The sequence below is a fragment of the Thainema salinarum CENA647 genome (assembly GCF_057732415.1).
In genome coordinates, this window is record NZ_JBYJZJ010000040.1 from 1 (window position 1) to 22,324 (window position 22,324).

At 58.2% G+C, this 22,324-nt stretch carries 29 protein-coding genes, 1 tRNA gene and 1 pseudogene; 4 read left to right on the forward strand and 27 right to left on the reverse strand.

Annotated elements, in window-relative coordinates; all coding sequences use genetic code 11:
- Nucleotides 1-37: 37 nt before the first annotated feature.
- The gene (locus tag AC286M_RS37280; protein WP_488209207.1) at nt 38-445 is read right to left on the reverse strand and encodes a hypothetical protein; all 408 of its coding nucleotides are present in this window, start codon (nt 443-445) and stop codon (nt 38-40) included.
- Between the two features lie 616 nt (nt 446-1,061).
- Here AC286M_RS37280 and AC286M_RS37285 point away from each other — a divergent pair.
- Both AC286M_RS37285 and AC286M_RS37290 read left to right on the forward strand, forming a co-directional pair.
- Nucleotides 1,062-1,271: a hypothetical protein gene (locus tag AC286M_RS37285; RefSeq protein WP_488209208.1), complete on the forward strand. Its 210-nt coding sequence runs from the start codon at nt 1,062-1,064 to the stop codon at nt 1,269-1,271.
- Nucleotides 1,272-1,518: 247 nt separating this feature from the next.
- A tRNA-Lys gene (locus AC286M_RS37290) sits at nt 1,519-1,595 on the forward strand.
- Between the two features lie 437 nt (nt 1,596-2,032).
- Here the strand turns inward: AC286M_RS37290 and AC286M_RS37295 are convergent.
- From AC286M_RS37295 to AC286M_RS37410, 24 genes and pseudogenes are all read right to left on the reverse strand, one after another.
- Nucleotides 2,033-2,485 (reverse strand): plasmid partitioning protein RepB C-terminal domain-containing protein, encoded by a 453-nt coding sequence (locus AC286M_RS37295; RefSeq protein ID WP_488209209.1) that lies wholly within the window; start codon nt 2,483-2,485, stop codon nt 2,033-2,035.
- Between the two features lie 694 nt (nt 2,486-3,179).
- The gene (locus AC286M_RS37300) at nt 3,180-3,359 is read right to left on the reverse strand and encodes a hypothetical protein (protein WP_488209210.1); all 180 of its coding nucleotides are present in this window, start codon (nt 3,357-3,359) and stop codon (nt 3,180-3,182) included.
- Nucleotides 3,353-3,727 carry a ParB N-terminal domain-containing protein gene (locus tag AC286M_RS37305; RefSeq protein ID WP_488209241.1) on the reverse strand — a complete coding sequence of 125 codons (375 nt, stop codon included), beginning with the start codon at nt 3,725-3,727 and terminating at the stop codon, nt 3,353-3,355. The genes AC286M_RS37300 and AC286M_RS37305 overlap by 7 nt, the downstream gene beginning before the upstream one ends.
- Nucleotides 3,728-3,760: 33 nt before the next feature.
- Nucleotides 3,761-4,171, reverse strand: a complete 411-nt coding sequence (locus tag AC286M_RS37310) for a hypothetical protein (protein WP_488209211.1) — start codon at nt 4,169-4,171, stop codon at nt 3,761-3,763.
- 274 nt (nt 4,172-4,445) lie between these two features.
- Entirely contained in the window at nt 4,446-4,577 is a 132-nt protein-coding gene (locus AC286M_RS37315; RefSeq protein ID WP_488209212.1) for a hypothetical protein, read from the reverse strand.
- A gap of 295 nt (nt 4,578-4,872) precedes the next feature.
- Nucleotides 4,873-5,346 (reverse strand): annotated as a pseudogene (locus AC286M_RS37320) (recombinase family protein); the annotation flags it as partial.
- Between the two features lie 1,092 nt (nt 5,347-6,438).
- Nucleotides 6,439-6,966 carry a hypothetical protein gene (locus AC286M_RS37325; RefSeq protein WP_488209213.1) on the reverse strand — a complete coding sequence of 176 codons (528 nt, stop codon included), beginning with the start codon at nt 6,964-6,966 and terminating at the stop codon, nt 6,439-6,441.
- A gap of 34 nt (nt 6,967-7,000) precedes the next feature.
- A complete protein-coding gene (locus AC286M_RS37330) occupies nt 7,001-7,444 on the reverse strand; it encodes a M14 family metallopeptidase (RefSeq protein ID WP_488209214.1) in 444 nt (147 codons plus the stop codon).
- Nucleotides 7,445-7,595: 151 nt separating this feature from the next.
- On the reverse strand, nt 7,596-7,757 hold the full coding sequence (locus AC286M_RS37335) for a hypothetical protein (protein WP_488209215.1): 162 nt from the start codon (nt 7,755-7,757) through the stop codon (nt 7,596-7,598).
- A gap of 11 nt (nt 7,758-7,768) precedes the next feature.
- Nucleotides 7,769-8,038, reverse strand: coding sequence for a hypothetical protein (locus AC286M_RS37340; protein ID WP_488209216.1), 270 nt, complete (start codon nt 8,036-8,038; stop codon nt 7,769-7,771).
- A gap of 9 nt (nt 8,039-8,047) precedes the next feature.
- Complete coding sequence (locus tag AC286M_RS37345) at nt 8,048-8,434, reverse strand: hypothetical protein (RefSeq protein WP_488209217.1); 387 nt, start codon at nt 8,432-8,434, stop codon at nt 8,048-8,050.
- Nucleotides 8,413-9,042 (reverse strand): hypothetical protein, encoded by a 630-nt coding sequence (locus AC286M_RS37350; protein WP_488209218.1) that lies wholly within the window; start codon nt 9,040-9,042, stop codon nt 8,413-8,415. Before AC286M_RS37350 ends, AC286M_RS37345 begins: the two co-directional genes overlap by 22 nt.
- A gap of 12 nt (nt 9,043-9,054) precedes the next feature.
- Nucleotides 9,055-9,324 carry a hypothetical protein gene (locus tag AC286M_RS37355; protein WP_488209219.1) on the reverse strand — a complete coding sequence of 90 codons (270 nt, stop codon included), beginning with the start codon at nt 9,322-9,324 and terminating at the stop codon, nt 9,055-9,057.
- A 499-nt stretch (nt 9,325-9,823) separates the two neighbouring features.
- Nucleotides 9,824-10,552 carry a poly-gamma-glutamate biosynthesis protein PgsC/CapC gene (locus tag AC286M_RS37360; protein WP_488209220.1) on the reverse strand — a complete coding sequence of 243 codons (729 nt, stop codon included), beginning with the start codon at nt 10,550-10,552 and terminating at the stop codon, nt 9,824-9,826.
- Between the two features lie 170 nt (nt 10,553-10,722).
- Nucleotides 10,723-11,355: a hypothetical protein gene (locus tag AC286M_RS37365; protein WP_488209221.1), complete on the reverse strand. Its 633-nt coding sequence runs from the start codon at nt 11,353-11,355 to the stop codon at nt 10,723-10,725.
- 394 nt (nt 11,356-11,749) lie between these two features.
- On the reverse strand, nt 11,750-12,349 hold the full coding sequence (locus AC286M_RS37370) for a DUF6305 family protein (protein ID WP_488209222.1): 600 nt from the start codon (nt 12,347-12,349) through the stop codon (nt 11,750-11,752).
- An 87-nt stretch (nt 12,350-12,436) separates the two neighbouring features.
- Complete coding sequence (gene ggt / locus AC286M_RS37375; protein WP_488209223.1) at nt 12,437-14,098, reverse strand: gamma-glutamyltransferase; 1,662 nt, start codon at nt 14,096-14,098, stop codon at nt 12,437-12,439.
- Between the two features lie 1,345 nt (nt 14,099-15,443).
- A complete protein-coding gene (locus AC286M_RS37380; RefSeq protein ID WP_488209224.1) occupies nt 15,444-16,667 on the reverse strand; it encodes a P-loop NTPase family protein in 1,224 nt (407 codons plus the stop codon).
- A complete protein-coding gene (locus AC286M_RS37385; protein WP_488209225.1) occupies nt 16,604-17,290 on the reverse strand; it encodes a hypothetical protein in 687 nt (228 codons plus the stop codon). Before AC286M_RS37385 ends, AC286M_RS37380 begins: the two co-directional genes overlap by 64 nt.
- Nucleotides 17,245-18,351, reverse strand: a complete 1,107-nt coding sequence (locus AC286M_RS37390) for a DEAD/DEAH box helicase (protein WP_488209226.1) — start codon at nt 18,349-18,351, stop codon at nt 17,245-17,247. Before AC286M_RS37390 ends, AC286M_RS37385 begins: the two co-directional genes overlap by 46 nt.
- A complete protein-coding gene (locus AC286M_RS37395; protein ID WP_488209227.1) occupies nt 18,348-18,680 on the reverse strand; it encodes a hypothetical protein in 333 nt (110 codons plus the stop codon). Before AC286M_RS37395 ends, AC286M_RS37390 begins: the two co-directional genes overlap by 4 nt.
- A complete protein-coding gene (locus AC286M_RS37400) occupies nt 18,681-18,962 on the reverse strand; it encodes a hypothetical protein (RefSeq protein WP_488209228.1) in 282 nt (93 codons plus the stop codon). It lies immediately after the preceding gene.
- Nucleotides 18,963-19,075: 113 nt separating this feature from the next.
- On the reverse strand, nt 19,076-19,531 hold the full coding sequence (locus tag AC286M_RS37405; RefSeq protein WP_488209229.1) for a hypothetical protein: 456 nt from the start codon (nt 19,529-19,531) through the stop codon (nt 19,076-19,078).
- Between the two features lie 13 nt (nt 19,532-19,544).
- Nucleotides 19,545-19,703 carry a hypothetical protein gene (locus AC286M_RS37410; protein WP_488209230.1) on the reverse strand — a complete coding sequence of 53 codons (159 nt, stop codon included), beginning with the start codon at nt 19,701-19,703 and terminating at the stop codon, nt 19,545-19,547.
- 28 nt (nt 19,704-19,731) lie between these two features.
- Between AC286M_RS37410 and AC286M_RS37415 the strand changes: the two genes are divergently transcribed.
- Together AC286M_RS37415 and AC286M_RS37420 are read left to right on the forward strand one after the other, a co-directional pair.
- A complete protein-coding gene (locus tag AC286M_RS37415) occupies nt 19,732-20,106 on the forward strand; it encodes a very short patch repair endonuclease (RefSeq protein WP_488209231.1) in 375 nt (124 codons plus the stop codon).
- Between the two features lie 89 nt (nt 20,107-20,195).
- The gene (locus AC286M_RS37420) at nt 20,196-20,501 is read left to right on the forward strand and encodes a hypothetical protein (protein ID WP_488209232.1); all 306 of its coding nucleotides are present in this window, start codon (nt 20,196-20,198) and stop codon (nt 20,499-20,501) included.
- On the opposite strand, the gene AC286M_RS37425 is transcribed toward AC286M_RS37420, so the two are convergent.
- Nucleotides 20,498-21,106, reverse strand: a complete 609-nt coding sequence (locus AC286M_RS37425; protein WP_488209233.1) for an EVE domain-containing protein — start codon at nt 21,104-21,106, stop codon at nt 20,498-20,500. The two genes, AC286M_RS37420 and AC286M_RS37425, sit on opposite strands and share 4 nt — an antisense overlap.
- A gap of 275 nt (nt 21,107-21,381) precedes the next feature.
- Entirely contained in the window at nt 21,382-22,224 is an 843-nt protein-coding gene (locus AC286M_RS37430; protein ID WP_488209234.1) for a hypothetical protein, read from the reverse strand.
- Nucleotides 22,225-22,324 lie beyond the last annotated feature (100 nt).

Here is a 22,324-nt window from a genome sequence, read left to right on the forward strand (position 1 = left end):
TATTGCTAAGGTTAATTGCGTACTGTTACAGAACTCATCAGCACCTCTGGGCCGCCTTGTCGGCCGGCACCGCCATGAAGGATTCCATCGGATAGGCATACCAGGTGTGGACCAGCTTGCTCTTGCCTGGCGTGTAGCTCTTGAAGCCGCCCTCGCCAGCGTAAAGCTGCGTCATGCCGACATCGGCCGTGTAGCCGATCTCGCCGTTGCCATCCATCGCGGCCTTCATGGCGGCGGTGGTCGCGGGATAGGGATTGACGGTGATGGTGTATTCGCCGCCCAGCGCTTCCTCGGCGACCTTCACCATGGCGGCGGCCGCCTTATAGCCATAGAGTCCGCGCTCGAGGTGGACCAGCGGATGAACTTGCGTTCCTGCGATTGCGCGAGCGGCGAGGTGGTGGCGACGATCGCGGTCGCCAGTCCCGCCGCCAATAGCGCCAGCCAATGGCGGCGTTTGATGCCTTGCATTGCGTCTCTCCCTGTTCGTTTCGCGTCCCGGTGGCCCGGTTGTTTTTTTTCCGGTTGCCCGCTGAGCCGGTTGACCCGGCCATGGCGAAGTCTAGCCGATGACAATGGCTGGCGCGCACAAAAAGGGGCTGCAAAGTGGCAATCGGTCGCGGCCAACCAGGCGCAGGAACGGGAAACCTGTCCGATATTTAAGTTGAAGCGCGGCAGTCCCGCCTTAGTTTGACGTGAGTGGAGACGGGATATGGCGCTTTTGCCGGTGTGACAGCGCAGATTGCCTGGTTTCGAGTTCGGCGGCCGGACCGTAATGACGATTAGGATCCAGCGAGGCGACATCTGACCTGGCGACAATGGTTCTAGCTACGGAAGCGGCGATTATTCTGAGCCCCCCAGCCCCCACAATCGCCGCCTTACCGGAGGCCGCCGGGACCCCCCGCCCGGCGGCCTTTTCTTTTGAAACCCGGCGTTTTGTCACGGTTCGCATCTTCGCGGGATCGGCCCGAAGCGTCGCGCGTTGACGCCCTGACAGGTCCGAACTCGCCGTCCCACGGTCGCCGAGGCCGGCAGCGAAATCGGCGTTTTGAAGGAGATGTGGAATGAGCGGGCAAGCGGGCGGCTGGATGTGGCTGTTGTTGAATGTTGGTCTGGTGGTGCTGCTCGCGGGAGCCTTGGGCTACGGGATGTGGTCCTGGCGGGCCAAGCGGCGCAGTCCCGCGATGGATCGGCTCCGCGACCGGAAGACCGAGGAATTGCACCACCAGCCGGATCCGGACGAGGCTGCGCCGCTTCCAGGGGGCAAACGCTAGCGCAAACCGCGGCGGAGCAGGGCGTGGGCGGTCTGGTCAGGGCGCTGCGGAGGGTTTTTGTCCTGCTGGACAGCCGGACGGTGCCTGGAGAGCGCGTGGTTCCGGTTCGGCGCGCGTCAGGCGGCAGGATTTCAGCTCGACCCGTGGATTTAGACGTGCGGCGGGCGAATTTAGTCGCACCTTCGCTGGACACCGCAAAGGCCTTGGTAAGCCAGCCGCGCTTCGCCTGATGGCGAGTGAGTGGCCCGGGCGCATAGCTCAGTTGGTAGAGCAGCTGACTCTTAATCAGCGGGTCCAAGGTTCGAAATCCTTGTGCGCCCACCACACTAGGAATGTTGTCACAAAGTTTCCTCGTGTCCCGCCACTTTCAGTGCGAACACGGCTGAGTTTCGAGTTCAGTGAAGTCTCCGCAGAGCCTTATTTCACTGACGCGCCCGCAATTCCGCGCTGCGTCTCTGACCCCCAAAAATACTTTTCCAAGTATTTCGAACTTTCAGAGCAGAGACGGGTCGAATCTAACGCTCTCAACGCAAATCAGAGTGCCACTCGGCTTCTGGAGACGGGTTCGTATCAAGTGTGGTGGCACGCTGAATATACGAACCGGTCTCCACAGGAGTTTCCGAATTGAACGGTACTCACGAGAGGCCCGCACAAGATGAAGATCGTATCGTCGATCGGTAGCCCGCTTCGATTTACGATTATCGCCTAAGCAGCTATCTCTCCGAAATGCCTCCGTTACCAGCGCTGAGTTCAGATTCGCTTTAGCTTCTGAAACTGGAACAGAAATTCACGATGATTGTGCGCAAGGTAAGAGACAACACGGCCATTTCAACTTCCCCGATATAGCCGTGGGCTAACACGAGATCGAGATGGTCTGCACCGTAAGTTTGTTCTGCGACTTTGAACTCTCGGCCAGAACTTAATTCTCTCTCCATGAGCGCCAACTGATCGTCGGACAGGCCCTTCGGCTGACGTGGCTTAAATCCAGCGGCAAGTTGATTCTTGGGCGTCGCCGCGACCAAGGACCGAACGTAGCTGTTTGAAAAGTTATTCATTGCTATCATTAGTTCCGCAGCTTCTATCTGCCGTATCGAATTCAGCTTTTTCAGCTCGGAAAACGTGTTCAGAGCAATGTGTTTGTCCTTCAGAAGTTCGGCGGCTTCCTGACAATTCCCTAGCAGCCGACGCTTCCGACGAATGCTGCCTACGTCCACGTTAAGAGACTCGCGATTCGCGCCTCTGATACTCCATTCTCAATGGCCTTCAAAATCATTCTATGTTCTTGAATTATTGCAATTCTGTAACTCTCTTGTTGTAGGTGAATGCTTCGTCGTCTGTCGAAACTAGGCAGTCGACCTCCGTTGCACCGCCCAGCTTGAGCGCCTCCAAGCGCAGGAGAAGTCCCGTCGAGCAGTAAGTAACGACCACTGTTATCCTTGCAGCGCGAAACCACGGGCCGTAGAACCAAGCCAACTTCATCAATCGAAGATACGATTTGCTTGAACTTCGCCGACTTCTTAACATCGTCGCCCACGAGCTTGAGCGGTTGGATGTCCGCGATCCTTATCGTCGCGGGCCGCTCTTCGAAACCCATTCGAACGGATACTTGGATGCGGCGTGCAGTAGTTGATACTCACATGTGCAATCTACCGGCAAGACTCTCGGGCAACGAATCTGGTAGCCAGCTTCCAATATTCCGATAAATTCGCCATCGCCATACAGTTTGCGTAACGCCTCTACAATAAACGTCAGCCGTTCTCTCGTTGTGTTTGATTTTCGAATCAGGACCTTTTTCCGATCTACGTCCGCGCGATAGGCTCGAAGCAGGGCGTTCGAGCTCAACGTTTGTCCTAATCGAAGTTGGGCGCCATCCCGGTTTTGTAGCCTTTCCCCCGCCTGCGCCTTTGCTCAATCAGTTGCTTTGCCAAGCATGAGGCGCCGGCCGCGCAACAGCCTATCTTCATAGGCTTGCTGTAGGATTTGTTGAACCTCGGTGTCTTCTGAGTTTGCGATCAAAACAGCAACGGAAATAGGGACTTGACCGGCCTCCACCGCTCGCAACAAGCGCAACTCGCCGTTTTCTAACAAGTTGCTGACCCCTCAAACGTATTCGGGGAAAGACCCGTCTTTCGGGCAACCTCATCAAAGTCGTATCCCCGCTCTCGCAAACCTTCGATGTCGCGCAGCAAATCGATTGATCGGTGCCGACGCCGCGCACAATTTTCAACCAAACTCATTATTGCGCTATCTTCATTGGAGGCGTCTACAACGATTGCCGGGATCTCGCGCTGACCGAGCGCTTGATAGGCCTCGAGACGCCCTTGGCCGCACACGACATCGTATTGAGCGACGGCTCCGTCCATTCTACGACGCACGGTAATAGGTCTCTTCAAGCCAAGTGCAGCAATGCTGCCGACGATCTCCTTAAATGCCTTGCGATTTCTTCGCCCTTGGATTTGGAACGTTTATCGAGCTGATTGGAATTATCTCTACGGCTGAGCGTTGTCATTGCGACAACTCCATGAGTTGTGATCGCGCTGCCAAAAAGAACAGCGCGTCTGAGTTCGCAAAATTGGTACGCATCGAGTGCAACACCGTTGCTTTCCTCCTAATCTCACATGCAGCGCGTCCATGTCGAAGCGAGGCAGCAGGTAGTAGTCCAAAATTCCGCTATTGGTATGGTTCATCCGAATTGCGACCGTGATATCGGGCCTTAGCCCCATGTCAAACCGGATATGCCATCTAAATGAGCCGGCAGGTGTGTCGTGACAGCGCACGATGCACAGAGACGCGGTAAACTCCTCATTCACAGTGAGCAAATCGGATTCGGGATCCCGAAGCGCCTGACCACCTATTTGACTGATCCCTGAGATCGCCTGCTCAATTAGAGCTGGATACATCCTCCGCAGCGACCTGTTGATCTCGATGTATCGGAAATCCCGACCAGGGGAGTAACCAATCAGGTCATAGGCTCGAACGAGACTACCAAATCTCTGCCGGTACGTACTGCTGGAGGGCCCCAGTTCAATTTCGTCGATTAAGAGGCCCGATACATGGCCGTGCGTGTCCAAAATGCCTCTTAGAAAATCGAGGAGATCCCCATCCGAAAAGTGACGAGACCTCTCGCAAATTCGCGATTGCGCGGCCTGAAACAGCGCTAGGTCCACGACAGGCTCAAAAGCGCCATTGTTCCTGATCCACTCGAGTCGTGGATTCACGCGGCGTCGGCCCTTCAGCTTGTGGGACACACCGGTTCCAAACATTGTTTCCGATATACTTCTCGTTGACCAGAACTTCGTAGAACATGGCCCGGGTCCATTGGCGGCCCAGGTCGGTGGGAATACTGGCGATTAAGAGCTTCCGCAATTTCAGCCTCGCCTTTCCGATCGTTTACGAACGACTGATATATCCGATTGACCGTTCGGATCTCCTCAGCTGGGCCCGGGACGAGAACAATGCGGTCGGTCTGAATGCTTTTCTGTTGACCAACTTTGAGTTGATCCTTCCAAGCTCCGTCTTCAGCCAGAAGCTGTCGGCGTAAACCAAATCCTGCGGGCCCGCCTTGCCTATAACCGAGCTCGATCAACCTTCGCTGGCCAGCAAAAACCTTTACTGAAAGCTCCCGACTGTACTCGCCAGCCATGGCACGCTTCACGCCTTTAACAATGGTAGAAACAGGGCTTCCGTCGTTCTCGAACTGTTCGGCGCAATAGAGAACGGCGATGCCGGCCCGCTTGCAAATGTACTCGTAATAGGCGCTTTCGTCTGCATCTTGGAACCGCCCCCAACGGCTGACGTCGTATACAAGAATTACAGAGAATTCGATCGCTCCGCTCTCAACATCGGCGATCAATTGCTTAAGTGCATCGCGGCCATCAAGGCTGAGACCACTCTTTCCGCTATCCGTATACGTCTTGACGATTTTAATGTCCCGACGGTCGGCATATTCTGAAATCGTCGCCGATTGATTCTCGGTTGAATATTTTTGGTGCTCCGTCGACATGCGAACATATTCTGCAGCGAACCTCGGCGTCTTGGTCGTAGGAGCGATAGAGGTGTTTTCGTACAGGCTCATCGCGATGCCATCGGTATGGTGAGGACGGTCACTGAGGCGATAATAGTCATGAATGACCGAAATGCTTTTCCGAAAACGGGCAAGAAGTTGCCTATGTGTCGGTCATCGCAAGGGCGCAAATACGCAGCAACGATTGCTCACGCGCTCCAAGCCGAGCTCGGCAGTAGCCATCAGGCCGTAAAAACTTTAATGCGATGGAGTAATGCCAAGGAACGTACTGCGAAGAATTGGCTAAATGGCGTACACGGTCCGAGCGGCGAACACCTAATCTCGCTCGCTATGAATTCTGAAAAAGTCTTTGATGCCGTTTTGCTTCTAGCTGGACGACGCGGAGTTGTGCCGCATGCGAGATTAGCTTCGTTGCGGGACACCCTGCAGTCCACAGCTATAAAGCTCGCCGAATTCTCGGCGACAGCGCCGGGCCGAGACCCCATTAATGGCTACTATCTGGAGGACGCCCTACAGCTGAGGTCCGCTTACCAAAGCGAACGTTGGAAGGGTCCGCTGCTCTACGAAATAATTCCTGTGCCTGGGCCCTGTCGTTAGTCAGTCGACATGCTACAGGTCGCAGGCGCAGAAGTGCCTGTTTTCACGAGAGACTTTTCTGAATACGATCACGCAGCCCGTTCATTTATGGAATTTTCCGTGAATTGTTGTGCATCGCACGCGGAGACAAGGTTCGAATCAAACATGGTCCACCACACTAGGAATTTCGTCACAAATTTTCCTGGTGTCCCGCCAGTCTCAGCGCGAGCACGGCTGAGTTTCGCGGTCGGTTGCGTCTCTACAAAGCCTTGTTTCATCGACGCTGCCGCGCTTCCGCGCTCTGTCTCTAACTCCCGAAAATGCCTTTCCAAGCCGTTTTCGGATTTTCGCGCAGAGACCGGTTCAAATTTAACGCTTTCGATGCAGGTTCGAGCGCTGATTGTCTTCAGAGACGGGTTCGCATCGCGCGGCGGCCGACTGAATGTGCGAACCTGTCTCAGTACGCTGGCGCAAATTGCATCCGTTCCGACGTGGGCTGCCAACAACGGACGTACGCTGGGGGCGCAGAAAAGATTTTTTAGATGTCGGGTGATCCGCAGCGCGCACCTAACCGCCCGGCAATACCTGGGCAGCGGGTCCGCTGCGAAGAAATGCGCCGATCCCCTTTTTCATGACATCGTCATAGCCGGGCAGGCCTTCTAGAACAATTTCGCTGCCCTTGTTGCCCTCGTTATAGGCCGCGACGATCTCTTCGATGGTCGCCATGTTGCGCGCGACTCGGTGCTGCAGCGGGTGACCCTCCTTGCTAAACGGTACGAACAGCCGCCCGAGGGCGTGGGCAATCTCGTAGTTCTTGTCCTGACCGTGCGTGATCAGGCTCTGGTCAGTGCGCCCGCGAAAGCGCCCCATGGCAGGGCTGGCAGTCTCCGACAACAGAGCGAAGCTCGGTGTGTGGTCGCCAAATTCCCGATGGCTCAGCCCGTGAAGGTTTTCAGGTGAGGCGAGCACATCCATCGGAATGCCGCGGCTTTTCAACATCAGCGCGGCAATTGTTCCGATCTCGAAGGCGCGTTGATGCGCGACGATCATGTCGATGATCGGATACTCGGGACAGGCCTCGTGCATGTCCAGCACGCGAGCGTCGAGTTCTCCCTCTTCACGACCTCGGTTATCGCGTGGCCGACCCGCTCGGTGAAGCGTCCATCAGGACGCCCGGGGTAGTTCCGGTTGAGATTGCGGCGCCTCCAGACCGACCATGTTCTTCGCCAGACGGATTGTGAGTCTGCACGTCCGGATCCGGCCACTGATGGATTGGATTGGTGAGGCGCATGCCGAAGCGGAACCGGCGCTTTCCGTTCGGCGTGTCGATGTCATAGCTGTGCGGGAAACCCTCCAGCGGCTCGGTGTAGGTAAATCCGCTCCGGTTCGCCTGCGGAATGACGATCAACCGGCCCTTTTTGACCTGTACATTCTCTACCACCAGTGTTGCAGCGACGTGTCCGGCAACCTCCTGCGGATGGGTCCCGCCAAGCAGCACGAAGGTGCGCGCCGGGCTCCTTGCCGTCGAGAATGAAAACCGGCGTATCGCCGGGCGTACCAGCCAACGCGCCAAAATAGCTGCTGAGCGGGCGCGACTGGCTGACCGCCTGGACCAGGATAGATAGGCTCAGGGTTGTGCATCGCGTTGAAACTGGCGCCTGCGGTGATGGCGATGCCGATGCTGGCCAGCAGGAAGAGAGATCCGGTGATGGAGACTTTGCTCTTCATTTTATTCCCGAGGCACGCAGCGCGAAAACGACGAACACCAGCATCGCATAGAATTGCGGACGCCAGTCGTTTGATCGCAACATCACGACGACCATGGCGAGCGCGATGAAGATCGCGAAGCCGCGATATATCCAGAAGACGAGGATGTCAGCTGTCATGATATGCCGCTTTACCTCAGATATGGCGCGAGGATCGGATTGAAGATCAGCATCAGCACGGCGAGCACCGTCAGCAGCAACAATGTCGGCAAGGCCGCGCGGATGATCGTCCACGGTTCGTCGGTACTGCCGCGACGTAGGCCGCGAGCGCGGTCGAGATTGCCGTGGGCGGGCAGAAGTTCTGCAAGAGCTGAGATCGCAGACAGCGCGCTAATATTCAGGATCATGTCCTGGTGGATGAACGCGAAGGCGAACGGAACGCCCAGCGAGTTCGAAAACACCGATCGATGTCAGCGCCGGGGCCGAAGCAGGGGAAGGCCAGCGAGCGCCGCGTAGATCGCAGGAGACTCTGGGAAGACATCGCATTGATGACGAGCCAGCCGGCGTACGCCGGTCAGCGCCATGATTTGAACCAGCACGCCGACTGCGATTAGCACGGCCGCGAGCATCAGCGGCGCGGTGCCGGAGAAAACCTGCCGGGCGACGTCGGTCCAGCCACGGGCCGACAGCATGAAAAGGCCGGTCAAGGCGCCGACGACCAGCACCAGCGGGATGCTCGGATCGAACGCGATCGTCGGCCGATAGCGAATGATAGCCCAGAACAGGATGATGCCGAGAATGGAAATCGCACCGAGCGCAGCGTCTCCGTCGCCGGTTATCTGCGGCAGCAGTTGCAAGAGCCGGCGGCGCTTCGATGCCGCGTGCGAACGTCAGCAACGCAAAGGCGGCGCAGGGCAGAGATAGTGCCGAGCAGGCTGGTCGCAAAGCCGGCGAAAGGCATGTTGACGCCGTCAGCCATCACCATTGCCGGAACATTGAGCGGCGGAGCGATCATGCCGAGCGTTCCCATCAGCGCGATGTAGGCCGCTGCTGGCACCGCCGGCAGCCCTGCGCGGTTCGCGGATCGCCGCGGCAAAGGTGCCGGCTGGTCAGCACGGCCACACCCGCGATGCCGGTGAACATACCGGTCAGAAACAGCGGCAGGCCGGCTGCGAAGAGTGCGAGCAACGGGCGCTTCGGAGAATACGACGGAGGCGGCGAGAGCATCGGCTGCGCCGCCCTGCCGCATGACCTGCCCGAAGAACGCGCCGGCGAACAGTGCGAGGATCAGATTGAGATAACCGAAGCCACCTTCGACGAGATGGCGGAACGGAAGGCCGAAGCCGGCAATCAAGGCGCCGCCGATAGCTGAGAGAATAAGTCCGATCGGCAGCGGCCAGCGCAGCAGCCCGGTCACCACCAGAATGGCCGCCATCGTTACGAAAACCCAAAAGATATCGACCATGCTGAATGTCCGTCAGGGAATATCCGGCGAAAGCGGCAGGCGCCCGTAAACGCGTTTGCTTTGGGCAATCGTCGGCAGCGGGACCGGGTCGAATGGCAGGCCCCAGTCCAGCGCGAGGCGCTTGATGTTGAGGAGGTGCAGCGCCGGGACATTGCGTGCCGCAAAGTCGTGCACGAGTCCTGGAACGCCCCGATCGCAGGGCAGCTTTCTGGTGATGATACCGCTCGGCAGGCCGTAGGCGTCAGAGACAGGTTCCGATCCCGAGCACCGAGCCGCCGACATTGGATGACCGCCATCACCCCTTCGGGCGCTACTTCGTTGATCACGGCCATCACCGGCCGCTTCAGTGCGGCGAAGTCGCTCGCAACGATCGGCTGATACCCGTGGCGCTGCGCCGCGCGAATTAGCATCTCGCGGCCAGTGCCTGTTCACCGCCCCGCCGTGGCGCTTTCTCCGCCAAGCACCACCGCTGTCGTACGCGCGCGCAGGGTACCGCTGCGCCGCGATCGTCGGCCTCCATATCGAGCCAGCCGAATTCCGGATCATTGGCACCGAACATCGAAGATCCCAGCGAACTGATGATAATCGGCTTGAGCCCGAAGCGCCTCGACCGCCGCGATCGCGGCAATGTTGGCGCCAGGAAACGAACTCGAGGCCACGATTGCGACGGCCGCGCCCGGCTTCGGCTGAAGGCCGATGAGGACGCGCGCGATCGCGGCTGCGAGGTACGGAATTCGTCGTGGTTCGTTTCGCCTGAACCTCTCCGATCGTGGTCGTGGTTTCACTCCAGTCCGGGCCGATCATTCCTGTCCGGTTTGGGTCGATGTCTGGCGGCTGCATCAGTTGCAGCTTTTCCTTGGCCTTCGCCGACCTCTGCCTGTGCAGTCTTCGCCGTCAGCGCCGCGTTACGTAGGTCGTCGGCGCGCGCGTGCGGCCATTGCGCGATCAGCGCTTCAGTGCCCTGCCAGACAGCGACGCAAAGGCACCCAAGGGCGATCAGCCAGAGTGGAGGCCTGGCGGGTCCGCTGGCGGCATCGCTCGTCCAGATCGGCGCGAATGAGGATGTCACTGCAGCACCGCCATGGTCATCAGCGCCAGAACGCGCGTGATCGAGGCCGCAATCGCGAGCATCGCAAAGGTCGCCAGAAACCCCTGCCGGTACCATTGATGCGCGATCAAGCCCGGCACGATGTACCCAAGTCCCGCCCAGATCAGGGTCTCGGAGACGAACTCGCTGCGCGAGTAGCCGATCCCGGTTGCGAGAATGAGCCCGACCAGGATCGTGACTGTCAGGCGACGCGTGCCATAGAGCGACAGCCATGGCGCCAGGACCCACAGACACGATCACATGCGTACCAATCACCGCCGCGATCACGCCGAGCAGGGCCTTCGGCTGGTCGAGAAGCAGCGCGATATATCCAGGGGCGATGATCGCGCCCGCGGTGATGCCGGTGATCTCCGCCAGCAGCAGGCCGACCAGAACCCCGATGATGAGCGTCACAGTCAGCATGGGCGGGCCGCAGCATTCGCAAATGCGGCAATGTCGGCGCCGGCGCCGCGGAAACCCCCTGTTCCCCAGACGATCGTGCCTTCGGCAACGCGGCTTGCGATGCGCGCAAGCTGCTCCTCCCGCTGGTCCATGGGCGAGAAGATGCACGCGGGCTGCGGTCGAACCCGGCGTCAATCGCGTAACGAAGCAGCACGCGAGAGCCCTGAGTGATGCAACAACGCGGCGTCCTGCGGAAAGCAGAGGCAGGGATCTCCAGGAATTGGCGGCTTCGCAACGGCCGGTCGTTTCGCGCATTGAACAAAAAATGCTGCCGGGACGCCGGGCGGCTGGTGCCGATGCCATAACTGCCGGAATGGTACCGACGTCGTTGCAGGAAAAGGCGTTGGCGAAGCGGACTGAGCGCCCATGGAGCGTCTCTTGATCTGCAGCGCGAAGGCGCCGATGTCCTTTCGTGCGGCCAGCATGGCCGCCTCGGCGCCGGGTTCGTCGATCTTGTAGTGCCGGCAGACCGCACCTGCGAGCATCAGGTTCGCAATATCCGGATCGTGATCGTCAATGTCTTCCACGACGATCAATTCGCAATGACGCCGTTGGGCCTCGGCGCGGATGATGGGTGTCGCTGCCTCCGCCGTGACGATGACGCGCGCACCGGTCGGCAGGGCGCGTGCAATAGCGAGCGCCATCGCGTCCGGATCGTCGCCGAGTTGCTCCTGATGGTCCGGGCGGACATTGGTGATCACCAAGTCGGTCGCGCAAATATAGAAGCGCTCTAGCGCTCCGAGATATTCCGGCTCAATCGCCATCGCCTCGACGACGATCGCGTCGGCTTTCTTGCGCGAGGCCGCCCGCAGAAACGCCGATTGCTCACGTATCGAGGCGGCGCCCCAGCGCTTGATCAGGATTTCGCTGCCATCGGGACGGATCAGCTTGGCGTTGGGTTCCGGTTACCTTGGCAACGACACGATGGCCGCCCGCGCGCAGACCCGCGGCGACCAGCCGCGTGACCGTGGATTTCCCGCGCGTTCCGGCGACATGAATGCGAGTGGGAATGCGGCCGAGGCGCCTGCGCTGGACTGCAGCCGTGATCGCTAGAAACCAGACAGGCGACGCTCCCTGCGGCGAGAGCTGTGAAAAAGCGGGCTTCGGGCGTCACCTGATCGAGCAGCGGAGCCGTCAAGGATGTAAGGAAAGCATCGATCACGACACGCGCCGCGACCGAATCGTCAACTCGACGCCATCGATTTTTGCCAGTGCCTTCCCGACTTCCAGCGACTGGTCGATCAGCAGCAGCGGCGCGTTGGAGGTCTTCGACACCTTCTCGGAATAATCGTCGACGTTGCCGTCCTTGGTCACGATCAGCTGGTCCGCTACCGGCGCGACCGCCTCGATGAACTGTATCGAAAGTCCCTTGCGCCGTTCGGCACCGCCGATATGCACGAACACAACACGGATGTCCTTAGCCTTGGCGGTGTCGAGGATGGCCCTGGTCCGCGCCATCTCGGATTCCGCCGTGATGCCAGCCTGCCCAAATCCCTTGTTCGAGACGCCGACTGCTATGATCACGGTCTTGACGCCATCGAGGGCCGCGGCCGTCGCCTTCGGATCGTAATTGTTGTCGACGCCGGCCCGCCCAAGCAGTGTCTTGACGGTGAAGGCATCGAGCGCCTGACCTGCCGAAGTGACGAGAACCGGCTTTTCGAGCTTCTTCGCGGCCTGGGCATCGGCGTCAGATGCCGCACTCGCAAGCGCAAGCGCGCCAAGAAAAAGGACAGCCGCTGCGGTGCGAATGAAGTTCATGTCAGGTCCCCTTGTTTTCCTAGCGACCGCGACCGGTCCTGGACCGATCGCGGTGATTTGTGAGCGCGTGCCGAGCGCACTGTTGCGCTAGTAGGCGCCGAGATTGTCGCGGCCCTGCGGAGCAGCGCCGCCGAAGAACGTGCCGTTCTTCTGATCGACGGTTATCATCTGTGTGGTCCCGCGGGCCGGAATTCGCGGCTTGTCGACCGGCGACATGGAATGTCCGCGTGCGATCAGCGCGTCGCGAACGTCGGCCTTCATTCCGGGCTCGAGGAACGTCTCGGTGCCACCGGTATAGTGATAGATGTCACCATAGCGGAACCGCGGCGCATAGAGAGCCGCTTGCGGCTCCATGCCGAAGTCGATGACGTTCACGACCGGCTGCGCGATACCCCACATTGTGGATTCCGCACCGGCGCCACCCACCACCATCGACAGCTTGCCGTCCTTGAACAGCATTCCGGGCGCCAGCGTCCACCGGTTGCGCTTACCGGGATGCATCACCAGCGCGCCGGGCTGTTCGCCAGTCCAGATATTCACGTCTATGTCGAACCAGTCCATGCCGTTGGACAGGACAAGGCCGGTACCTTCGGCCACGACGCCGGCGCCGAAAAAGGTGCCGAGCGTGTTGGTCATTGACACGGCGTTGCCCCATTCGTCGATGACGGTCATGTGCGAAGTTGCCGTACCGACCTGTGGTTTGTTGAGCCACGTCTGCTTGACCGGCTTCAGCGCCCAGGCCTTGTCGGCGATCTTCTGGCGAACCTCGCCGGCACATTCCTTCGACAGAAGCCGCTCGACAGGCACTTTCACAAAGGCCGGGTCGGCATTGTGGCGATAGCCATCCATGTAAGCGTGCTTCGACGCCTCGATGAAGTGGTGGAGATAATCCGCCGAGTTGTGGCCCATCGCCTTCAGGTCGTAGCCCTCGAGGATGTTGAGGATCTGCATCCAAGTGATGGAGGACGAACTCGGCGGCACGCCATAGACCGTGTAACCGCGATAGGTGGTCTGGATCGGCTGGCTCCACTTAACCTGATACTTGGTGAGGTCGTCCTTGGAGATCAGCCCGCCTTCCTTCTTCATGAAGGCGACCAGCTTGTCGCCGACTTCACCGTTGTAGAGTGCGTCGGATCCCTTAGCTGCAAACGCCTTGTAGCTTTGCGCGAGATCGGACCGCTTGAGTACATAGCCCGGCCCGGGCGCATCGTTGTTGACCAGAAACTCTTTGGCCCAGCTCTCGTTGATGCCGATTTCCGGGATGTGCCGTTTAATGTGAAAGTTGGATTCGGTATCGAGTGGCCAGCCGTTTTCCGCATAGCCGATGGCGTCGGTCCAGAGCTCCGCCCATGGGCGGTTGCCGCACTTCTTGTGCACGGCTTCCCAGCCTTTCAGGGCGCCGGGCACGGTCGGGGCGATCGGACCGCGCAGCTTCTTCGCCATATCGAATTTTTTCGGATCGGTGGCCGCGGGCGCGACCCCGTTGTAATCAATCGACGACAGTTCTTTCTTCTGCGGTTCCCAGAGCAGCGCATAGCCCGAGCCGGCCGGACCCATCATGTCGGTCATTGCGATGCTGAGGACCGTCGCCGTTGCGATCGCTGCGTCACACGCAGTACCGCCCGCCTGCAGAACCTTCAGTCCGGCTTGAACCGCCAGCGGATGGCCGGCCACGACCATGCCGTTCTTTCCAACAACAGAGCGATCGAGCGCGGCGGCAGGCGAAAAACTTATCGTCAGCGCCGCCAATGCTGCGGTGCAGTGGAAAGCAAGCCTATTGTGCCCGCACAATGTGTGCATCTGGTCACCTCCCTCATCCGTTCTTGTGTTGAAAGGCTATTCGCCTTGGCCGCAGGGAGCAACACAGAAGGTCGGCTTGAACGCATGGCTGAGCCAACGTGGAAAGCCTTGACGGAGGCTCAAAATTCTATTCGCTGCTTCTAAGATCAGACGTCGAATTTTTAGTGATGTTCGGGCCGCTGTCCGAGAGACAGGGCAGGGGTGCGCGGAACTTCCATATATCCGCTTTCGGTCGGTTGAGACGAACGTCAAAAGCTGACGTGCTCTAAGCTACCGAAGACGACGCGCGACTGTCCGTAATTCGATGCCCGGAATAGGCGGAACCATTGCGACGGTACTGGTCGCTTCACTCGATTGAGAGATGACTGTCCCGAAATTGGCTGTTTTACGAACAACATTTCGGCGCTCGCCACTTAAAGTTGGCGCGCTGCCTCGTTGTCTGAGTTCGACAGGGGGCTAGGTCCGCTCGGCTCGTCGGATCAGGTCGTCGAGTTCGGGTTGCGCAATGGTTTCGTGGCGCTTAGATGTTTGGCGACTCTTGCGATGGCCTTCCAATGCCTCTCTACCAAGGCTTCTGTTTCGGCGAGCGTTTCTCCGAAGCGGTGTCGAAGTTTCTCTACCACTGCGGGGCCCATGGAAACCTCGCCGGACTCCGAGTTGTATGGGAGGCTATCTTCGATGCAGATCATTCTGTAAACGCAACTACGTGCTCGAACGAAGTCTTCGTCGTTGGTCGCTAAAGGATCTGGAATAGTGAAAGCGGCTAGGCTAGGAGCGTCCAGCCGATTTGCGCACGACCCTGCCAACGCGACGATAGCATCGGCGCGGTAAGCGGCGACCCCGTCACTCGAATCAACATTTTTGGACTGGTGTGCGGAAGAGGCCGTCACGGCGGCAGAGTTGCGGGCTACTGCACTTACGGAAGCAATCGATTGGCCGACCTTCCGTGCGATTACGGCGTGACCCGCTTCATGAATCGCACGGAAGTGCCGTAGCTTTCCCACCATAAGTCACTATCGCACCATGTTCTGCGTCCCTCGCCGGTTGAACACTCATGGGGAGACTTCGCTCTCCCAGCTGGAAGGCGATGCCTTCAGCCCCCATCGACGAAAGGGCGTATCGCCGCCCTTCGAACCCACTCGCCGGGCCTGGAGCTTTCCCGCTCCACCGGCACCGCACCATAGAGGAACGTCCGCCGTTCCATCGTGCTCGGGCGGAGCCTCCAAGCTCCCCCGAGACCCCCATGGTCGCGTTTGCCCAGAACCTCGCGGCATTCTCGTCCAGAGCACCGCAATTAAATCGGCGAGTTCAATCTTCGTTTTCGGCAAACACCCGTACGAACTGGCACGCGACTTAGAATATCGGGATTTCCAAGCGCGAAGTACAGTTTCTCGGGAGTGTCGTAACCTTTGCGCACGGCGGTTCCCAAGGCTTCGACCACATCCGCGCTAAGGTCCGCCTGCTCTTCGAATGGATCGAGGTCTTTAACGACTTTCGCAACGAGGCTCATCGTGAACGACAGCCCCTTCGGAATGATGCTTCCCACCAACTCCCGGGCCCTGGGGCACAGACGTTTAGGTCCCGTATCGTCCGGATTTCCTCCGAGGTCTATTTCGATTTGCTTCAGTGGATAGCCGTTTATCCAGCTGCGCATTGCTGGAAGCAATTTGGACAAATCACCATCTTCAAGCATTGCATTCGAACCTTTACCGAGCGCGGTGCAGAGTTTTCCAGCAATGTCTCCGACGAGCCCTTCACGAGCTACTTTATCTTTATCCAACCACGCGAGGACCCATTCCAGCCAGCCTTCGATCGTGATCGGCAGCTCTCCGATCTCGTCCTTTATATGATTGCGTAAATCCATAAGCAGCTGCGCGGACAAGCCACTCTGCGTTGCGAGGAGTGCGGTCGCGTCGTCGAGAGCGCCCGGCATCGCCGCTGTGATCGATGCTTTAAGTTTGACAACTTTGGCGACAAATTCCTTATCGCGATTTTCAGATTTGGCGATATATGCTCCTAAAGATTTCCTCGGGTCGAAAAGAACCGTTGGTTCTTCCGTGCCTCCCTCCACTTCGCGCAACACCGCAAACCGATTGACCGTATATTGAACATCCAAATCGGTGTCGTGCCCCTCCATCAATCGGTCGAGAACGATTTCGAGTGGATCGGATACGGTGACGCAATGATCGTCTTCCGGCAAAACAGACCTTAGTTTTTCGATGGTCTCGGAAGACACTTCGTCGGACTTCTCGAATGATATCACCGGTTCGGGAATCAAAAGCACGAGTCCGTTCGCCAGATGCCCTGCGCGCCCGGCCCTTGCGGCAGCGTTCAGAATTTCGTGTGCTTTCAGCGCTTCCCGCTTCGTTTCCTTCGCGGCGCGCTTGTCGCCTGCAAGTATTGCGAGTTGTGCAGGCAAATTTAGACCTTGCGCAAGCGTTGGCGTGGCTACGATCACGGACGCGCCATCCGAACGTTCGAACATGCTCTCGCACAAATTTCGTTCGAGTTTGAGCATTGCCGAATTATGGGGAACGGCGGCAGAAGGGCCGGAAACGACGGCGTGCCTAAGTCCGCCGAGTTCCTCCTCCAGAGCGGCCCATCGTTCGCTCTCGGAATTCGGTGGGCTCGACCTTTTCGGCCGATATTTTTCGAAACAACTTCCGCAACGTTCACCGCGTCGGCCTTGGTGTTCACGAAGACAATGGTTTTCAAACCGTTTCTTGCCGCGGAAGTCGCGAGATGTGTCGCCAATACGTTAGCATTGGGTGTCAATCTCACGCCATAAGTCGGGTGCCACGCCCCTGCAAGCAATACAGGTTCGTCGGACACCGCCGTCGTTATGCTCATGACGGTATCTTCGGACAGCCAATTGTGTTGAAGTCCCCAAATCGCGAAGGGACGGGCATTCAGCGTATTCTTAGCGGCCTGACGCAGATCTTTTGCAATCTTCCTGGCGGCCAGGTTTCCCGAAATTTGTGCGCTCTTGCCTGCCGATCGTGCCTTTTGAAGTTCGGCTTCGTCGTAGACGATAACACCACGTGCCTGCCTGCTTGGTTTCCAAGGCAAATCGATCGAACGACAGGGGCGCTCGGTCAGGGTTTCGATCCATCCGGCGAGCTGCTTCGGATTCCGGACCATCGCAGACAAAAAGAGCATATCGGCATCCGGCGCGACATGATGAAAGCCAAGGACGCAGAGAATTGCATCCAACGCTCTACGGAAGTGTCGCTCTCCGGACTAAGCAGATGACACTCGTCGAAGACGAGCAAGCCCACGTCCGCAAAGGCCTCGGGGGCGAAAGACAGCATCGCCAGGCAGCGCTCGGGCGTCATGACTTCGATGTCGTTGAGCGTTGCTTCGTCGAGCATCAAAAGATCGAAGTCGTTCGAAACAGACGAGCCCATGATATCGGCAGGAAACATCTTCTGCAGATCGTTGGTCAATTGCTCCACTAACGCATGCGTGGGGGCTAGAAATACGACCGTCTTGCCCCGCGCTAGTACTCCCGCAATTTTCAATGAAGAAATCGTGGTCTTTCCTGCGCCCGTCGGAAGAACCACAACCGCAGACACGCCCGTCAGGTAGAATCTGTTGTTGATTGCCTCTCGGTGATTAGGCCAGACATACGGCGTCAGAGCGGCCCGGGCACCGAGCCAATTGTTCCAGGTGGTTACGTTGGCTCCATCCGGCGGCGGCGTTGCCATCAGGCTCGCTTGCGCCAGGCCGTCCGTCGCCGCTATCAGCAAGGAGGCCAAATGATGCGGACCTGGATAAGCAAGCACCACGTTGTCTCCGAAGCTAGAAAGCAAATCGCTGGCCGACGTGGCAGAGTATTGCAGCACGGCTTCGAAAGCAGATCGTGCATTGTCGAAACGTCCGGCAGCGGGTGACGAACTTGGTTGCAGCATGATAGATGCCGCCAGCAATTCTATCCCCGTGACCAGGGCTTCTAAAAGAGCGGCTAGAGCCCGTTCTTCCAAGTCCGCAGTCCGATCCCGTCCCCTCCATCTTGAAGATCGCGCGAGAATCGATGAAAGGCGGCCCTTGGCCAAATCTACGATGCTTTCCGAGAGTATTGTTGCTTCGTACATCTGGCCATCGATGGCAGGAACGATTGAATCGGCAGCCTCGTTGGCATCGGCATATTGCTCGGCGGCCAGGAACAAGACTGCCGCCGCGAGGCTGGGATCAAGTCTCATCTCTCGTCTACGTTCGGTTTTCGGGCGTCCGGGGCGACCGAAGATTGGCGGCGGAACAGGATTTGCTGTGCCGTTGCCGCCACGAACGCGGCGGGCCGGCGCGCTTCGCCATTGAAAGCCAAGGATGTGGCGAGTTCGTAGGTGTCGGCAACTCGCTCTAGGGTCCAGCCCTCGATTAGCTCGCTGTCGCTATCGTCGCCAATGCCACGCAGGCGGGCGGAAGCCAAATTCGCATAGTGAGCCGTCAAGAGCGCTGGAATATCTGCAGGATCGAGCCCCGGCATCGCGGGCGCAGAGCGCAATAGTGCGGCGGTGGTCGCGTCGAACATTTACGAGCTTTCGCATTCCAAACTATCGAGATACGCCACCGCGTGTTTCCCAAGTCCGTCGAACCAAGTTCTCATCTTCGCAGGTACGACGAAGCTTGCGCCGATGCGTTGATCTTGAGTGATGTTGTCGATCCTATTGTAATCGGCAAAGAGCTTTTTTCGTTCGTCTTGACTGTCGACAGTAACTGCAAACGAGGCCCTATAACGACGCAGTGCGCGATCCGTTACCGCTGCTGAGAACTTGACGGCAGTCGCCTCGTCCACGCCCGACGTTTGAATCAAAAGTCGTTGCCGCCGAAATAATCTCCGCGCTACGCTCGTTCTTGTGCCGTTTTTGAAATTCCGGGATCACTCGGCCGAGGAAATAGCTTCGGGCATTGTCCGTGCACTTATCTTCAAATATCCGGAGCTCGCCCAATTCCCGACTTATCCTTGTTTAGTTCGATCATGAGCCCGTCGAGCCCTTGTGTCGTGGAGCTGATATGAGGGGCCTTGATCAAAACGCCTGGATATGCGGCTCGGGCAGCGAGCCATGAGATCGACTCGAATATGAAGCCATCGCGTTGAATTTGCGGATATCCAATCCGAGGTTTCGCTTTGGTTTCGTCCACGGTGAGCTTGATGCGCGCTTCGGCTCTCAGTTGTGCGTCGCTATATTCCGTAGCCGCGAGCCCCAGAAGAATTTGTGCCGCGTAAGCGGCTTGCCCCATGGCGACGATGGCAATGAGTTTGGCCAAGCCTTTATCGTCGGTCGCGAGCCAGCGCTCGCCAACACAATCTCCATCGATATCGACACTCTCGGTCGAGAGGCTTTTCAAACCTAAATCCGCCTTGGTGCTCGCGTTCGCCATAAGTAAAGTGGTGCTACATCATTTCAATAAATTTCAATCTCATGCCGCGCGCATTCGTTTTGCCGGGCGGCGCAAATCGGCGGATCTGGGCGGGCGTCCCAATTTGCAGATCATAGCGCGACGCAGGGGCTCGCACACCAAAATCGTCGGCAGGCGATACAAGCCGTGACAAGCCTTGGGTCGCGGCCTATCTGGATGGGATGGTCGATAATCTCAGCCCTCAGGCACGATCCGAGCGAATGTCGCGAATACGCGGTACGGACACCGTACCCGAGCTTGCAGCGAGACGGGTCGCCCACGCGCTGGGTTTCCGCTTTCGGCTTTATCGCAAGGAACTGCCGGGCCGACCCGACCTAGTTCTTCCCCGGCTCAAGAAAGTTGTATTTGTCCACGGCTGCTTTTGGCACGGCCATGACTGCGGAAAAGGTCGACTGCCTAAGTCGAACCAGGCATTTTGGGAGGCGAAAATCATCAAAAATCAAGAGCGCGACGTCCGCTCGATCTCCGCCTTGAAAGCGGCAGGATGGGGGGTCCTAGTCCTGTGGCAATGCGATACAAAAGACAAAAAGTTCTGAAAAATAAGCTTAAGCGCTTCCTTGGCGGTTCCGGACGCCAGACGATCCAGGACACGGTCTTTTGCCAAGGCGAAGAACGATAGCAAAAATTGCCTGGCTCGGCCGGTTACGGCTCAATTCATGGCGAACGATGTTATCGCGATGTTCCAACTTCACTTCGACGGGAACGAGGTGTCGATCGTCAGGGAGCAACATTACAAGTTAATGGAAGCCAAGGACATTACTGCGTCCGATCTTCAGACTTACGCGAACTCTTAGATATGACGGGCGATGTTGATCGCAACATCGTCGAACGTCATGTCGAAGGTTGTCGTGCCGATCGCCACCTGGACGCCACCGTAATGCAATTGGCGATGATGATTGGCGCAAACCGTCATGATGTTCGACGCGGCTAAAGAGCCAACCTCCTCTTTTCGCAACCGGCATCACGTGATGGGCTTCGACGTAGAAATCGCCATTTTTCTTCTTGAATCCGAACGGATGTAGGCCGAGGGCCTCGGCAGACTTGGCACTTGTATCCGTTGGCTTTCTTGACCAGCGCGCCGACTTCGCCACGCTCGATGTACCTGCTCAAGCGTTCCTTAACCTCCGGGCTCGCATTCTTGTATTTGTCTTGCAGTGCCGCGAGCGCATCCGCAGTGGGATTTTCCGGTAAATCTGCGGCGAGCGCATCCAAATCTTCGCCCATAAGCTCCATGATGGTGCGAAAATCCTCGGCGGGGAGCGGAAACGACGCGGCCTGAAATCCGTTGAGCAGTAACGGCGAGAGGTGTGGCAACCGTTCGCGTAAGTTTTCGATGGTGAGCGGGGTATCGCCATATGTGCGCAAATATCGGATGCGCACGGTTGGCCAGCCCGGCTCGCGCTCGGAGCCTGGGGACCAAAAGCCATCGTTCGCGCCGCTACCCTCGAAAGCCTCGCTTTCGACTTCGCAAAGCGCGTAAATCCCTGCTGCGAGAGGTGGCCGCCCATCGCGTTCCTGCGTTGATCGCCGATCCACCCCAACGCGCACGATGCCAAGCTGACCAGGCGCGAAGTGCGCCCGATCCGAGGGACGGATGCCCCAGCTGTCGCGCGTGATACCACGCGCGAGGAATTCGTTCGATTGCCCATTTTTTCGGATTGCAAACGAAAACCCAGTAAGGTGCGTCCTGATCGTTCGCTGTAACCGTACTTCCCTCTACGCCATCGGCGAAACGCGCGCGGATCGATGCAGCTTCACGGGCCAGCAAAGCAGGGTCGGCTGCGTATATTCGCCACACGGGCTCTTCGTCGTTATTGCCGCGGGCCAGACCGACGCGCCCTTGCGCGCGTGTAACCGGGATCGAGCCGACGGAAATTCATCAGCTTCATGTAAACGCCCGCTGCGTTCCGGAATGTCGCGGACTGCGTGCGCCCTAGGCGGCGTGCCATATGTCCGAGGAAATCCGATAACTCCGCTATCTCCTCGCTATTCTTGGGAATAGCCGTTTCCCGTACTCGAATATACAGATCGAGCGCGAGTATCAGCTCGTCCCTCGACCACTTCGGATTACGCTGCCTGGTTTGGCTATTTGCATTCGATATCAATTCCGCAGTGTCGCCATCGAAGGAACCAAACGCCCAATCGCGGACCTTGGTCTCATGCCCGGATAATTCGGCTTTCCAAACAATGTGAGCCTGACCGGGAAGGGTGCTGGCTCGATCGAGGATGGTTTCGAAATCCTCGGCGCTCCAACCGCGGGATTGTGCGGCTTCCCGCATATGGTCGATAGGAAAAGCCCAGGACCGATCTTGTTGACGCCAGGCATCCTCGAAAGGCGAGGTTGCGCTTAGGCCGAGCGGAGGCAGATTTGCGAGATAGCAGGCATAGTCCAGACGCGACTGAATATTTCCATGTACGCGCCCGTAACGATGCATGTCGTCCATGCCTAGCGCAGCAGCCGCCTCGGCGTTCGTATATGGAGGCATGACGCCACCGTTGGTTTCGCTTCGTGCCTGAAGCCACGATACAAGCTCTTCTGTGCGCCGCTGTATCCGGCTAGCGCCTTCGACCGGCGGCTTTTCTGTTTCGTTTGCCAGCCCCAGCGTGCGGCGAGAATACCAAATGGCGCGATCCGAGACTCTCCGGGTGTTCACAAGATGATCGTTTCGAACGACAATTCGGCCAGATTTTCCGAAGCCAGCGTTTCGAAGCCGATCGTAGGCTTCGATTTCGATACGGAAGCCTCGGCCGCGC

Coding starts and splice junctions, on each gene's coding strand:
- AC286M_RS37370 (WP_488209222.1), bottom strand. CDS start 12,349: ATGAACTTCATTCGCACCGCAGCGGCTGTCCTTTTTCTTGGCGCGCTT.
- AC286M_RS37390 (WP_488209226.1), bottom strand. CDS start 18,351: ATGAGACTTGATCCCAGCCTCGCGGCGGCAGTCTTGTTCCTGGCCGCC.
- AC286M_RS37380 (WP_488209224.1), bottom strand. CDS start 16,667: ATGCTCAAACTCGAACGAAATTTGTGCGAGAGCATGTTCGAACGTTCG.
- AC286M_RS37385 (WP_488209225.1), bottom strand. CDS start 17,290: ATGGTCCGGAATCCGAAGCAGCTCGCCGGATGGATCGAAACCCTGACC.
- AC286M_RS37395 (WP_488209227.1), bottom strand. CDS start 18,680: ATGTTCGACGCGACCACCGCCGCACTATTGCGCTCTGCGCCCGCGATG.
- AC286M_RS37310 (WP_488209211.1), bottom strand. CDS start 4,171: ATGTATCCAGCTCTAATTGAGCAGGCGATCTCAGGGATCAGTCAAATA.
- AC286M_RS37355 (WP_488209219.1), bottom strand. CDS start 9,324: ATGTCGGCGGCTCGGTGCTCGGGATCGGAACCTGTCTCTGACGCCTAC.
- AC286M_RS37285 (WP_488209208.1), top strand. CDS start 1,062: ATGAGCGGGCAAGCGGGCGGCTGGATGTGGCTGTTGTTGAATGTTGGT.
- AC286M_RS37335 (WP_488209215.1), bottom strand. CDS start 7,757: ATGACAGCTGACATCCTCGTCTTCTGGATATATCGCGGCTTCGCGATC.
- AC286M_RS37365 (WP_488209221.1), bottom strand. CDS start 11,355: ATGGCGATTGAGCCGGAATATCTCGGAGCGCTAGAGCGCTTCTATATT.
- AC286M_RS37360 (WP_488209220.1), bottom strand. CDS start 10,552: ATGCTGACTGTGACGCTCATCATCGGGGTTCTGGTCGGCCTGCTGCTG.
- AC286M_RS37415 (WP_488209231.1), top strand. CDS start 19,732: ATGGTCGATAATCTCAGCCCTCAGGCACGATCCGAGCGAATGTCGCGA.
- AC286M_RS37350 (WP_488209218.1), bottom strand. CDS start 9,042: ATGGTCGATATCTTTTGGGTTTTCGTAACGATGGCGGCCATTCTGGTG.
- AC286M_RS37405 (WP_488209229.1), bottom strand. CDS start 19,531: ATGGCGAACGCGAGCACCAAGGCGGATTTAGGTTTGAAAAGCCTCTCG.
- AC286M_RS37315 (WP_488209212.1), bottom strand. CDS start 4,577: ATGTTCTACGAAGTTCTGGTCAACGAGAAGTATATCGGAAACAATGTT.